Annotated in this window: 13 protein-coding genes; 12 read left to right on the top strand and 1 reads right to left on the bottom strand. The window is 65.5% G+C overall.

All coding sequences use genetic code 11. From position 1 onward, the window contains the following. The first annotated feature begins 144 nt into the window (after positions 1–144). Together WC729_RS26600 and WC729_RS26595 are read left to right on the top strand one after the other, a co-directional pair. Positions 145–1,575: an aldehyde dehydrogenase family protein gene (locus tag WC729_RS26600; RefSeq protein WP_372857592.1), complete on the top strand. Its 1,431-nt coding sequence runs from the start codon at positions 145–147 to the stop codon at positions 1,573–1,575. 53 nt (positions 1,576–1,628) lie between these two features. Then, positions 1,629–3,353 (top strand): acyl-CoA dehydrogenase, encoded by a 1,725-nt coding sequence (locus tag WC729_RS26595; protein WP_372857590.1) that lies wholly within the window; start codon positions 1,629–1,631, stop codon positions 3,351–3,353. 163 nt (positions 3,354–3,516) lie between these two features. On the opposite strand, the gene WC729_RS26590 is transcribed toward WC729_RS26595, so the two are convergent. Beyond that, complete coding sequence (locus WC729_RS26590) at positions 3,517–4,110, bottom strand: hypothetical protein (protein ID WP_372857588.1); 594 nt, start codon at positions 4,108–4,110, stop codon at positions 3,517–3,519. A 95-nt stretch (positions 4,111–4,205) separates the two neighbouring features. On the opposite strand from WC729_RS26590, the gene WC729_RS26585 reads away from it, so the two are divergent. From WC729_RS26585 to WC729_RS26540, 10 genes are all read left to right on the top strand, one after another. After that, on the top strand, positions 4,206–4,592 hold the full coding sequence (locus WC729_RS26585) for a DUF305 domain-containing protein (protein WP_372857586.1): 387 nt from the start codon (positions 4,206–4,208) through the stop codon (positions 4,590–4,592). 1 nt (position 4,593) lies between these two features. Next, entirely contained in the window at positions 4,594–6,024 is a 1,431-nt protein-coding gene (locus WC729_RS26580) for a YncE family protein (RefSeq protein ID WP_372857584.1), read from the top strand. Between the two features lie 6 nt (positions 6,025–6,030). Then, positions 6,031–6,552, top strand: coding sequence for an RNA polymerase sigma factor (locus tag WC729_RS26575; protein WP_372857582.1), 522 nt, complete (start codon positions 6,031–6,033; stop codon positions 6,550–6,552). Then, positions 6,549–7,337, top strand: a complete 789-nt coding sequence (locus WC729_RS26570; protein ID WP_372857580.1) for an anti-sigma factor — start codon at positions 6,549–6,551, stop codon at positions 7,335–7,337. Before WC729_RS26575 ends, WC729_RS26570 begins: the two co-directional genes overlap by 4 nt. A 114-nt stretch (positions 7,338–7,451) precedes the next feature. Next, positions 7,452–7,835, top strand: a complete 384-nt coding sequence (locus tag WC729_RS26565; RefSeq protein WP_372857578.1) for a hypothetical protein — start codon at positions 7,452–7,454, stop codon at positions 7,833–7,835. 140 nt (positions 7,836–7,975) lie between these two features. Then, on the top strand, positions 7,976–9,508 hold the full coding sequence (locus WC729_RS26560; RefSeq protein WP_372857576.1) for an autotransporter outer membrane beta-barrel domain-containing protein: 1,533 nt from the start codon (positions 7,976–7,978) through the stop codon (positions 9,506–9,508). 124 nt (positions 9,509–9,632) lie between these two features. Continuing rightward, a complete protein-coding gene (locus tag WC729_RS26555) occupies positions 9,633–10,502 on the top strand; it encodes a LysR substrate-binding domain-containing protein (protein ID WP_372857574.1) in 870 nt (289 codons plus the stop codon). Beyond that, on the top strand, positions 10,502–11,641 hold the full coding sequence (locus tag WC729_RS26550; protein ID WP_372857572.1) for a TDT family transporter: 1,140 nt from the start codon (positions 10,502–10,504) through the stop codon (positions 11,639–11,641). The genes WC729_RS26555 and WC729_RS26550 overlap by 1 nt, the downstream gene beginning before the upstream one ends. Positions 11,642–11,654: 13 nt before the next feature. Further along, complete coding sequence (locus tag WC729_RS26545) at positions 11,655–12,893, top strand: molybdopterin-dependent oxidoreductase (protein ID WP_372857570.1); 1,239 nt, start codon at positions 11,655–11,657, stop codon at positions 12,891–12,893. Positions 12,894–12,904: 11 nt separating this feature from the next. Further along, positions 12,905–13,375, top strand: coding sequence for a hypothetical protein (locus tag WC729_RS26540; protein ID WP_372857568.1), 471 nt, complete (start codon positions 12,905–12,907; stop codon positions 13,373–13,375). The last annotated feature ends 281 nt before the right edge of the window (positions 13,376–13,656 follow it).

Here is a 13,656-nt window from a genome sequence, read left to right as displayed (position 1 = left end):
CAGATCCGCAGCAGACATAAAACATCGGTCGATCTTTGAATATCATTTGGTATCTGATATGGGCGCCGTCCTTGCCGCATGGTCCTGCGCCATCTGTCTCAGCGGAGGCGCCACTGGACCGCGGGAAAATGAGAGGAGTTGCCCGTGCGCGATTACAGGAAATTTTATATTGGCGGTGAGTGGGTCGCTCCGGCGATACCTGAACAGACCGAGGTCATCGATCCGACCACCGGTCGCGTCTCTGGCCTTATCAGCAGGGGCTCGGCGGCGGATGTCGATCGCGCCGTTGAATGCGCCCGGACTGCATTCGAGAGTTGGTCGCACACAACGCGCGAGGAGAGGATCGCTGTCCTGACGCGAATCAAGGGCTGCCTTGAGGCCCGCTATCAAGATATGACTGCAGCGATCAGCGAAGAACTCGGCGCTCCGATCTGGCTGGCGCGCGACATGCAGGCCGCGCTTGGCATCGCCCATCTCCAGGTCGCCATCGGTGTGCTGCAGAATTTCCCGTTCGAGGAAGCACGCGGAACAACGCAGATCGTGCGCGAACCGGTGGGCATCTGCGGCCTCATTACGCCGTGGAACTGGCCACTCCACCAGATTGCCGCAAAAGTTGTTCCGGCGCTCGCAGCAGGTTGCACGATGGTTCTGAAGCCAGCCGAGCTTGCGCCATTTTCGGCGCACATCTGGGCTGAAGTCCTTGACGAGGCAGGTGTACCGCCCGGAGTTTTCAACATGGTGGATGGCCGGGGGACCGTGATTGGCGCCGCGATCAGCGCGCATCCGGACATTGATATGGTGTCCTTCACAGGCTCGACAAACGCCGGGATCGAAGTCGCTCGGAATGCAGCGCAAACGGTCAAGCGAGTCTGCCAGGAGCTGGGCGGGAAATCCGCGAACATCGTGCTTGCGGACGCAGACCTTGAGCTTGCAGTCTCTGGCGCTGTCAAGGGCGCCATGCTGAACACCGGCCAGACCTGTTCGGCACTGACGCGGCTGCTGGTCCCGGCAACCCATATCGACGCGGTCGTTCGCATTGCGGCAGCAGCGGCGGATGCGATCTCTGTAGGGCCGCCGAGTGAAAATCACGAAATGGGCCCACTCGTGTCGCAAGGCCAATGGACGACGGTGCAGGCGTTGATCGAGACGGGTATCGCTGAGGGTGCCCGGTTGATCGCGGGCGGTCCTGGCAAACCCGAAGGCCTCGAGGAAGGCTATTACGCGCGGCCGACAGTTTTTGCCGGGGTGACACCCCAGATGACGATCGGCCGCGAAGAAATCTTCGGGCCAGTGTTGTCGATTATCGCTTACGATACGGTAGAAGAGGCAATCGCGATCGCGAATGACAGTCCATATGGCCTGTCGGGCGGCGTGCAGGGTAACGATCCCGCCCAGGTGCGGGAGGTCGCTCGCCGGCTTCGCACGGGTCAGGTGTACCTCAATGGCGCCGGCGTCGACTTCACCGCTCCCTTTGGAGGCTACAAGCAGTCCGGGAACGGCCGCGAATGGGGCGATTTCGCCTTTGCCGAATATCTAGAGGTGAAGGCGATCATCGGCGCCAATCCCCCGGCCTAGAGGCGACGTCGCCTCAACTCGCCCTTTCGGCGCCCATTTGGAAAGGTATCTGCTTGTCTTTCACGAGCTTCACCGCTGACCAGCGCTTTGTCCTCGACTATGTCGTGGGTATCGGTACGCTGGCAGAAGCCGATCGCTTCGCTGCCGCCACCGAAGATGTCATCGAGGCGGTGCTGGAGGGGATTGGCGATTTCGCTGCGGGCGAGTGGGCGCCGCTGTTGCGCGAGGGCGATACCGTCGGCGCCAAATGGACGCCCGACGGGGTGGTCATGCCCGAAGGCTTCGGCAAGGCGTATCGCGACTATGTCGAGGGCGGCTGGGGCACGATCGGCGTGCCCGAAGCCTTTGGCGGCCAGGGCCTGCCCTTCGCGATCCAGACCGCAGTGCTCGACACGCTCGGCGCGGCGAATATGGGTCTCGCCCTCGCCCCAACGCTGACCGTCGGCGCGATCGAGGCACTGATTCATCACGGCAGCCCCGAACAGCAAGCGCTCTATCTCCCGCATCTCGCGACCGGCGCGTGGACCGGCACGATGAACCTGACCGAGCCCCAGGCCGGATCGGACGTCGGCGCGCTGCGCACGCAGGCAAAGCCGCGCGACGACGGGACCTGGAGTATCAGGGGCACCAAGATCTTCATCTCGTTCGGCGACCATGACATGGCGCCCAACATCGTCCATCTCGTGCTTGCGCGCACGCCCGATGCGCCGGCGGGGACCAAGGGCATCTCGCTGTTCCTGGTGCCCAAATACCGGCTCGATGCCGAAGGCAACCCGGGCGAGCTCAACGATGTCCGCGTCGCCTCGATCGAGCACAAGATGGGGCTGCATGCGTCGCCGACCTGCGTGCTGAGCTTCGGCGACCATGACGATTGCGTGGGCGAGCTGATCGGCGGCGAGTATGGCGGCATCCGCGCGATGTTCACGATGATGAACAATGCGCGGCTCAATGTCGGGCTCCAGGGCGCGCAGGTCGCCGAGCGCGCGACTCAGGCAGCGGTGGCCTATGCGCTGGACCGCATCCAGTCGCCGCGCGCGGGATCGGCCAGCAAGGAGAGCGTCGCGATCATCGAGCATCCCGATGTGCGCCGCATGCTGATGCGGATGAAGGCGCAGACTCAGGCGGCGCGTGCGCTGGTCTATTATGCCGCGAGCCATGTCGACCGCGCCACGATCGACGAGGCGGGCGCGCAGGATCGGCTCGAGCTGCTCACCCCGCTGGCGAAGGCACATGGCACCGATATCGGCTGTGAGGTCAGCTCGATCGGTATCCAGGTGCATGGCGGCATGGGCTATATCGAGGAGACCGGCGCGGCCCAGTTCTTCCGCGACGCGCGGATCACGCCGATCTATGAGGGCACCAACGGCATCCAGGCGGCCGATCTGGTCGGGCGCAAGCTTGGCCTCGACAATGGCGGCGTGTTCGCGCGGCTGATCGCCGACATGCGCGCCGAGGCCAAGGATGAAGGGCTGGTCGAGCTGATCGAGGCCTGCGACGCGATCGGGCGCGACCTGATGAGCCGCGATGCCGATGACCGGCTGGCGGCGAGCTACCCCTTCCTCACCATGCTCTCGACCGCAGTGTGCGGCTGGCTGATGGAGCGGCAGGGCCGCGCAGCTGCGAAAGCGAGCGGCGATCCGGCGTTTCTGGCGATGAAGACGGCCAGCGCGCGCTTCTATGTCGAGCAGATCGTACCCGACGCGATGGGATTGAAGGCCGCAGCGACTGCTAGGGCGGAGATTCTCTATTCAGTATCCGCCGAAGTGTTTGCCCATTGAGCGCCGTGCCCGCCTTTCTATGCTCGTGACAGAATTGGTCGCCCGGCTGTGTCGCACTTCCATTCGGAATCGCATGGGGACCGCGTTGCGTCGCGTTCGACTCCTGCCGCCCGGTGCTCTGATGCTCGCTGGCGAGCGCCGGCGCGAAGTGCCTCTGGGAACCCTATAGGTGACTTCGCTGGTTGCGGCGGGAATAGCGGGCCATACCATCCAGAATCCGCGGATAACTTGTCGCCAGAGTCACGAAGAATAATGTGTGCGCGGCGGCGAACCAGACCATGCCCATCACCGTGAGGTGGGCGCTGCCTGCGACGCCCTCTCCCGTCAATGGCAACACGATGAACGCGTTGGCCAACCACACGGCCAGCGCATAGATCGCACCCTTGAGCCAAGGCGCTCCGCGCATGGGTGGCTCAAGCGCGAAGGCATAAAATAGCGCCATGGCGAGTCCGACGAGCCCGTGGAACCAGAACTGGAATGATCGGTCGTGAGGCAGTTGCACGACCCCATCCAGAATCGCCGAAAGCAGTCGCAACAGGCCGCCGCGTGCAGTTTGGAGAGGAATCAGATCCGCCAGCGCCAGCACACCCGAATTGAGCATGATCGCAAAGGCACCAGCGATCGTAGCAGCTTCTGCGCGACGGAACGGCGAAACACGGCGACCCGGCGCGGCGGAAACGCTCCATGAAGACGGCAAAGCAGTGGCTCCATTGCAGTTCATCTTGCCCAAAGATCGGGTGCCGACCTTTAGCCGCACGTCCCTCGCACTCCGAGCGGAATATTTTTCCAACAGGAGGGAATAAGCGGCGGCTCTGCACTGTCTCACTCGCGTCACTCAGAGGAAGATGCGCAATGCCTCGATCCAAATTCTTTCTTTCGGCGGGGGCGCTTTTGCTGGCGACCGGCGCCAGCGCGATGAGCGGCGGCTCCGACTTCGCCAGCGCGATGGACGTCGCTATGGACCGGATGATGTCCGGCATGCACGTGTCGCCCACGGGCAACGTCGACCGCGATTTCGTCACGATGATGATCCCGCACCACCAGGGCGCGATCGACATGGCCGTAGCGGAGCTGCGGTACGGCACCGATCCAAACCTCAAGAGGATCGCCCAGGAGATTATCGTCGACCAGCAGCAGGAGATCGCGGCCATGCGCCTTGCGATGGGCGACCCACTGCCCCCGTCCGCGCCCGCTCCGACCCAGCAACCCGCCCACCACACCTCCGCGAAGGCACAATGACATGAAGACTACGGCCCTGCTCCTGGCACTAGCCACCGCAGCCTCTCCCGCGCTTGCCCAGGATGCCCCGCAAGCGCCGTGGAACCGTAGCGTTCCGGCGAGCCATCGCGACCGCGTCTATGCAGCCGAACAATTCTCGAACACCGTGTCGGTGACCGATCCAATCGACGGCAAACTGCTCGGCGTCATCCGCCTGGGCGATCCCCAGCCCGCCAATTTCAGCCCGCTCTACAAGGGACAGGTGCTGGTACACGGCCTTGGCTTCTCGCCCGACGGCAGGACGCTGGCGGTCGTATCGATCGGCTCGAACTCGGTGACGTTCATCGATACTGCCACCAACAGCGTGAAGCACACCACCTATGTAGGGCGCTCCCCGCATGAGGCCTTCTTCACGCCCGACGGCAAGGAAGTGTGGGTCACCGTGCGCGGCGAGGATTATATCTCGGTCATCGATCCGACGACGTACGAGGAGAAGATGCGGCTGAAGACACCCGGCGGCCCCGGCATGACGATTTTCTCGCCCAACGGGAAATACGGCTATGTCTGCTCGTCCTTCAATCCCGAGCTGGTCGTGTTCGACGTGGCATCCCACACCATTGTCGGCCGTGTCGCGCAACCCAGCCCCTTCTGCCCCAACATCGCAGCAACACCGGACGGCAAGCAGGTCTGGTATACGCTCAAGGACATCGGCAAGACGGTCGTGATCGACGCCAACCCGCCCTTCGCCACGCTCAAGGTGATCGACACCGGCCCGATCACCAATCACGTCAACTTCGCGCGAACGACCAGGGGCCTTTTCGCCTACGTCACGGTCGGGGGTCTCGGCGAAGTGCAGGTGTTCCGGACGGACAGCTACGAGAAGGTTGCCACCATCCCGGTCGGTCGGCTTCCGCACGGCGTCTGGCCGTCGGGCGACGGCCGCCGCATCTTCGTAGGCCTCGAGAATGACGACGGCCTGGCAATGATCGACACCATGACCAACAAGCTGGTCGGCACCGTGCCGATCGGCCAGGCGCCCCAGGCGATCGGCTATGTCGCCAATGCCGTGCCGCAGGGTGACGGTCTCCAGAACCTCCAGCCGCTGGGTGTCGCCGGCCAGACGACCAAGCTGGCGCTCGCCATGGGCGGCAAGGCGGTGACCAGCGTCACACTGTTCGACCAAGGCCTCATCCAGATCCTCCAGGCTTCTGCGACCGGGCTCATGCCCAAGCACCCCTATCAGCTCGTGCTTGCGGCCAATGCCGATGGCACTGGCGATGTCCAGCCGCTTGCCAGCTTCATGACCAATCCGGCAGGGTCAGCGATCGTCAACGCGACCGGACCGATCCGGCAAGTGGTCCAGGCAGATGCGCCGTCCGCGCGACGCTGGCTCGCTATCCGTGAAGGCACCGCGGACGCCCCCGGCGCGATCGTGCAAATGCAGCAGCCCTGAGTTGCCATGCACGACATGATGCTCCTCGTCGAACCGCTGATCCCTCGGCTGCGGCGCTACGCCCGCGTGCTGCTGCGCGACAGCGTCGCGGCGGACGATCTCGTGCAGGACTGTCTCGAGCGCGCGATCAGCCGCTGGCACCAGCGGCGCGCCGACGGCGATGCCCGGACCTGGCTGTTCACGATCCTCCACAATCTCGCGATGAACCGCATGCGCCAGACGGCGCGGCGCGGGCCGCACGTCCCGGTGGAGGATGCCAGTCCGGCCGCTATCGCGCGCGCCCCCGACCAGGAAGCGGGAATCCATCACCACGACGTCATGCGGGCGCTCGATCGCCTGCCCGACGACCAGCGCGCGGTCCTGCTGCTCGTGACCATCGAGGAACTGAGCTATGCCGACACGGCCAAGGCGCTGGGCATACCGATCGGCACGGTGATGTCGCGGCTGTCCCGCGCGCGGACGCGTCTGCGTGACGAGATTGCGGGCCGCGACCAACCCGCCGCACCCTATCTGAGGAGAGTGAAATGAACGGCGGTCGCCCGATCACCGATGACGACCTCCAGGGATATGTCGACGACGCAATCGACAGCCGCCGACGGGCGGAGGTCGAAGCCTATCTGGCCGGGCATCCCCAGGTCGCCGAGCGCATCGCGATCGACCTCGCGCTGCGCGGCGCAATGCGCGATGCGCTCCGGCCGCTCGCGGACGAGCCGGTGCCGGCGGAGCTCAACCTCGGCCGCCTGGTCGATCGTCACCAGCGCCAGCGCCGACATTGGCGCAGCGGCCCCTGGCAGGTGGCTGCCGCGCTGCTGCTGATGGTGATGAGCGGCCTGGGAGGCTGGGGCCTGCGCTCGGCGCGGGAAGCTCCGCGCGCCGGGATCGCCGCGCTCGCCCAGGAGGCGACGGACAGTTACGCGGTCTACGCGCCCGATATGGGCCGGCCGGTGGAGATCAAGGCCGCCGACGCGCCGCAGCTGATCAAATGGGCTTCGCGCCGCCTCGAACGTCCCATGTCGATCCCCGATCTGTCGGGTTCGGGATACAGTTTCATCGGCGGTCGCGTCGTCCCGACGCCGCACGGGCCGGCGGTGCTCTACATGTTCGACAACGGCAAGGGCACGCGACTGACGTTGCTGTCGCGCAACATGGCGATCGATCGCGACACGCCGATGAAGCTGGGCAATGCCGGGCGGGTGACATCGGTGAGCTGGTCGCGTGATGGGCTCGGGTTCAGCCTGGTCGGGCCGCTCGACGAGGCCGAACTCCATCCCATCGCCGATGTGGCCAGGGCGCAATTCAACCAGGCGATTTAGTTGGTTCGAGCGGGAATAGAAGCGGCCGACCGGGGTCTAACGATGGAGCGCTTCACCCGGCGCTCGACCGGCCGGTCCCGCCTGGCGGGATGCGGCGTCCATTGGAGAACCGACATGCGTTTCCTCACCCTTTGCGGCCTTGCGCTGCTCACGGCCAGCCCCGCCTTTGCCCACAACCCGCCCTCGATCCACGTCGCCACGACCGCCAAGGGGCAGACATTGGTCGATGCGGCGGGAATGACCCTCTATATGTTCGACAAGGATGCCGACGGCCGCTCTGCCTGCAACGGCGCTTGCGCCGCGAACTGGCCGCCGATCGTCGCCGATCCCGGCTTTGCCGCCCATGCCGACTGGTCGATCGTGACGCGCGACGACGGCAGCCGGCAATGGGCCTATCGCGGACATCCGCTGTATCGCTGGATCAAGGATGCGAAACCCGGCGACATGACCGGCGACGGACTCCTGAACGGCACCTGGCACGTCGCCCTGGCCGAGTAATCCCCGCGATGTTCGACCAAATGCCGACGCGAAAGAATTTCGGTCGTCCGGAATAATTGTTGCCAACGGGTGTCTGACAAGCACCGTGCCCGCCAAGTGGCGGCCCGGACAGTCACAGACCTAAAGGGAGTTTCCCCATCATGTATCCCCACCGCGACGGCGGGCGTCTCGCCCGCCGCATCCTGTCGTGCGCCCTGCTTCTGGCCGGCGCGGCGAGCGCGCCGGCGTTCGCCCAGTCCGTTTCCGATCCGACCGGAGATTTCATCCCGAGCTTTACCGGGCCGAAGAATGGCGATCTCGACCTCAAGAGTATCAAGGCGACCTTCGACGGCGCCAGCTATCGCCTCGACGCTACGGCGGCCGCACCGATCGGGACCACCTCGACCGGCCTCTATGTCTGGGGCTTCAATCGCGGCAAGGGCACGGCGGGCTTCGCCGCGATCGGCGCAACGGGCGTGCTGTTCGATTCGGTCGTTATCGTGAATCCTGGCGCTGGAACGGTGACGATCCGCGACCTCGTCGCCGGCACCGGCACGACGCTGCCGGCGAGCGCGATCAAGATATCGGGCAACCAGATCAGCGTCGCGATCCCCGCGAACCTGCTCACCCCGCAAGGCCTCGAGCAGGCCAAGTTCCTCGTCAATCTCTGGCCACGCAGCTCCAATGGCGGCAACGAGACGATCAGCGACTTCGCGCCCGACAATGCCGACGCACGGCTCACTTTGGCCTTTCCGACGCCCGAGGAAGCCTCGGTGCAGACCGAGGCGGTGTTCGACGATGCCAGTGATCGGTTCGCGCGCATCCAGCGCCGGCTCGACGAGCAGCGGGCGGATGGCACGGGGGGCCGGATCGGTGGCTTCCTCGATCTCGGCGCGCGCTTCGGCTCGCGGGGCGCGGGAGATTCGCTCGCGCGCAATACCGTCAATCGCGTCACGGCCAGCGGCATAGACTATGCGCTGGGTCGCAATGCGGTAATCGGACTCGGCTTCGCCGCGGACCGGACGCATGCCGACCTGGCGTCGGGCGGAACGCTCAACGCCGACATCTCCTCCCCCGAGCTCTATCTCGGCTATCGGTCGGGCGCGCTCCATGTCGATGGTTATGCAGCCTATAGCATCGTGCGCTACAAGTCGCGCCGCCTGCTGCCGATCGGCACCGATCTGCTGCCGGCGACCGCGAACCCGGATGGCAATGCCTATAGCTTCGGCGGCTCGGTCGGCTATGATCTCGGCGCGCATGGGCTGACCTTCACGCCCGGCATCGACCTGCTCGCAACGCGCGCCCATGTCGATGGCTATGCCGAGGCCAACGACCAGGATTTCGGTGCGGCGCTTGCCGCCCGCAACCGCACCAGCGCCCGGCTCGGCATCGGCGCGGCCGTTCAATATGGGAAGCACTATGACTGGGGTAGCGCTGCCCTCCACGCCAAGGGACGCTATGTCACCGAACTCGGCGACAAGCGCGACACCATCGCTTTCGCCTACACAGCCCAGCCCGACCTCGTCTTCGATCTCGCGGGACCGAAGACCGGCGTCGATTATGGCGTGATCGAGATCGGTGCGGACGTGACGAGCCGGACGGGTCTGCATGCAGGCCTGTCCTATGCGCCACGCCTCGACGGGCATGGCTTCATCGACCATGCCGCCGTGCTGAACCTGGGCTTCGGGTTCTGATGATGGGCGCTCCGCGAAACCTGTGGAGCGCCCTATCAATCACAAATCCCGATTGAAATCATAAGAGCAATCACATGGACCGATGGATCTCTACGGCGCATCAACGCACCAGGAGGTCCATTCAATGACCCTTGAACAGCTTCGCATCTTCGTCGGCGTCGCCGAACGCCAGCATGTCACACGCGCCGCCGAGGCGCTGAACATCACCCAGTCGGCCGCCAGCGCCGCGATCGCGGCGCTGGAGGCGCGCCACGGCGTGCCGCTGTTCAACCGGGTGGGCCGCGGCATCGAGTTGACCGAGGCGGGCCGCATGTTCCTTGATGAGGCACGCGCGGTCCTCGGACGCGCGGCGAGCGCAGAACAGGCCCTGGCCGACTATGCCGGCCTCAAGCGCGGGACGTTGCGGCTCGTCGCGAGCCAGACCATCGCCAGCTACTGGCTCCCCCCAAGGCTCGCGACCTTTCACGATCGTTATCCGGCTATCGCCGTCGAGCTCGCGATCGACAATAGCGAGGGTGCCGCCGCGCGAGTCCTGAACGGCGCGGCGGAACTGGGCTTCGTCGAAGGTATGATCGACGAACCCGCGCTCGCGCACTGGCCGATCGCCAGCGACCGGATGGTGCTGGTCGGTCGCAAGGCAGTGGAGGTCGTCGACCAGACGTGGCTCTGCCAGGCGCGATGGATCGTCCGCGAGCAGGGGTCGGGCACGCGCTCCTCCTTCGAGGACGCGCTCCGCCGCGACGGTATCGATCCGGCCATGCTGCCCATCGCGATGACGCTGCCGTCGAACGAGGCGGTTCGCACCGCAGTCGAAGCCGGCGCCGGCGTCGCCGTCCTGTCGGAGCTGGTGGTCGAGTCCGCGCTGGCTGCCGGCACGCTTCACATGCTGCCGCTCGACCTGCCGGCCAGGCGCTTCCATGCGCTGCGCCACAAGGAGCGCTATCGCACCCGTGCCGCCGATGTGCTCACCGATCTGGTCAAGGAGCTGGCATGATGACCTCGCTGCCTTCCACGACGCGCGGCCTGCCGCGCTTCGACGACCTTCGCGACATTATCCGCCAATTCACCCCCAACTGGTTCGCTGCCACCATGGGCACCGGCATCCTGGCGCTCGCTCTGCCCCAGGTTCCGACTATCGGCCCAGCACTCGCGCCGTTCGGCGAGGCATTGTGGTTGTTCGACATCGCCTTGTTCGGCCTGTTCGCCGGCCTCTATGGCGCGCGCTGGATCCTCTTCACGAACGAGGCACGCCGCGTATTCGGACATGAGAGCATGTCGATGTTCCTCGGCACGATCCCGATGGGCCTTGCCACCATCATCAATGGCTTCGTAGCCTTCGGCCTCCCCCGTTTCGGCGACGGCGTCCTGCCGGTTGCCTATGCCTTGTGGTGGATCGACGTTGCAATGGCGCTCGCCTGCGGCGTGCTGATCCCCTATTTCATGTTCACACGGCACGCCCATGCGCTCGACCGTATGACGGCGATCTGGCTGCTGCCGGTCGTTGCCGCCGAGGTGGCGGGCGCAAGCGCTGGCTTGCTCGCTCCCCATCTCGCCACCGCCGCAGACCAGATCACGGTGCTCGTGACCGGTTATGTGCTGTGGGCCTATTCGGTCCCGGTCGCCTTCGCCATCCTGACGATCCTGATGCTGCGCCTGGCCCTGCACCGGCTACCGCACGCGAGCATGGCCGCTTCCTGCTGGCTGGCGCTCGGACCCATTGGCACCGGCGCGCTCGGCCTGCTCGTACTGGGCGGCGATGCGCCTGCTATGTTTTCCGCCCATGGCCTGGCGCAGCTCGGCGCCGTTGCCGCCAGTCTCGGCCTGATCGGTGGGTTGATGATCTGGGGCTATGGCTTGTGGTGGCTGGCGCTCGCGGCGCTGCTCACCGTCCGCTACTGGCGCGAAGGCATCCCGTTCAATCTGGGCTGGTGGGGCTACACCTTCCCGCTCGGTGTCTACACCGTTGCGAGCTTTAAGCTGGGTACGGCGCTTCATCTCGCCTTTTTCGGCTGGGTCGGCGCAATGCTCACGATCGCCCTGTTTGCGATGTGGCTCCTGGTCGCGAGCAAGACGCTGGCCGGCGCCCGGACCGGTCGCCTTTTTCACTCACCCTGCATCGCCAGCGCCGCCTGAAAGGGAGCTCGCCATGGATAGTTTCGATACCCTCCTTGCCCGCGCCACGAGCCGTCGCCGCCTGCTCGGCGGGGTCGGCAGGGGCAGCGCCGCGCTGCTCGCCGGCCCCGGCCTGGCGGAGACACTGGCCAATTTGAGCCTGCCCGGCGGTCCGTCCGCGCGCCCGATGACGACTGCCTTCCCCGGCAAGGGCAGCATGATCCTCCAGCGCATCCATCCGCCGCTGCTCGAGACGCCCATCGAGGTGTTCGACGGTGACGTCTTCACGCCCAATGATCGCTTCTTCGTGCGCTGGCACTGGGCGGACATCCCGACGTCAATCGACGCAACGACCTACAGGCTGGCGGTGCGCGGCCACGTCAACCGGCCAGTGTCGATCAGCCTCGCCGAGGTGCTGCGCCTGCCGCGTATCGAAATGGCCGCGGTGAACCAATGCTCGGGCAATTCGCGCGGCCTGTTCGAGCCGCGCGTGCCGGGCGCGCAGTGGCGTCACGGCGCGATGGGCAACGCGAAATGGCTCGGCGTGCGGCTGCGCGACGTGCTCGACATCGCCGGGGTCAAGCCGGGCGCGGTCACGGTCCGTTTCGGCGCGCTCGACCAGCCCGTCGTCGCCGGTGCGCCGGATTTCGGGAAGTCGCTCGGCATCGATCACGCCCGCGATGGTGAGGTGATGATCGCCTTTGGAATGAACGGCGAGCAGTTGCCCCTCCTCAATGGCTTTCCGATCCGCCTGATCGTGCCGGGCTGGTATTCGACCTACTGGGTCAAGATGCTCAACGACATCGAGGTGCTGCCCGGCCCAGATGAAGAATATTGGATGGCCAAGGCCTATAAGGTGCCCGCGACGCCGGGTGCCAATGTCACGCCGGATACCAAGGATTATCCGGCCGTGCCGATCAGCAAGATGGTGCCGCGATCCTGGGTGACCAGCCTGTCAGAGGGCCAGGCGATCGCGTTCGAGCCCATGATCCCCCTGGGCGGAATCGCGATGGGCGGCGACGCGGGCGTTGGCCGGGTCGATGTCTCCGCCGACGGCGGACGCACCTGGCACAAAACGGCGCTCGGCCCCGACCAGGGCACATACGGCTTCCGGCGATGGGACGCGCGCGTGCCGCTGCCGAGGCCGGGTCATATCGCCCTCATGTCGCGCTGCACCAGCACAGCCGGCGTGACCCAACCGATGAAGCCGATCTGGAATCCCGGCGGATTCATGCGCGCCAATGTTGAGACCACCAACATCATCGCCGCGTGAGGAGAGCGAGCATGAAGACGCCATCGTTCGGAACCCTGTCCTTCGCAATCCTGGGTCTCGCCGCGCTCGTCCTCGTAGCGATCGGCCCTCCAGGCTCGCGTCCGATTCAAACCAACCCCGTCGCGGCCACACCGCCACCGAGCGTGAGTGCAGGCGGTTTCACCCTCGTCTCTACTTCAGTCGACTTTCCTGTCGACGATGACGCCTATCCGGATGGCCCGCACGCCGATGTGATCAACGCCAACTGCACATCCTGCCACTCGGCCAGCATGGCACGCACCCAGCCCCGCCTCTCCCCCGAGCAATGGACAGCCATCGTGAAGAAGATGCGCGAAACCTACAAGGCGCCGGTCGCCGAAACCGATGTCCCGACGATCGTCGCCTATCTCACCGCGATGAGCCGCAAGCTCGGAGCAGAGCCGAACACGGGAGCTTCCGGCCGGGCGCCATCCCTGGCGGCTGGCAAGGATGTGACCGGCTGAACTGAGCTATCCCCGCCTTGATTGGACCCGAGCGACCTTGGCGAAGGGTAGGCGCCGCCGCAGCTTCTGACGCCCAACTTGTCGCGTCGCGCACGCCGTTCGAACGCGTTCTCTCGTGGAGAATCCGATGAAGCTTCTCAGACCGCGACATGGGGCAACGCCTCTTTGCGGCGATGCCCCCATCCCGATGCCGGTTTCCTATCGAACCCCCTGCAGAAGGGGGTGCATCCGGTGCCGCCCACTATCGGCGTGAACATCAGATCGACACGATGGAAGATCCT

The sequence above is a fragment of the Sphingomonas sp. genome (assembly GCF_041661825.1).
GTDB lineage: Bacteria > Pseudomonadota > Alphaproteobacteria > Sphingomonadales > Sphingomonadaceae > Sphingomonas.
Note: the sequence above shows the minus strand (reverse complement) of the source record. Positions and strands in the feature narration are given on the sequence as shown.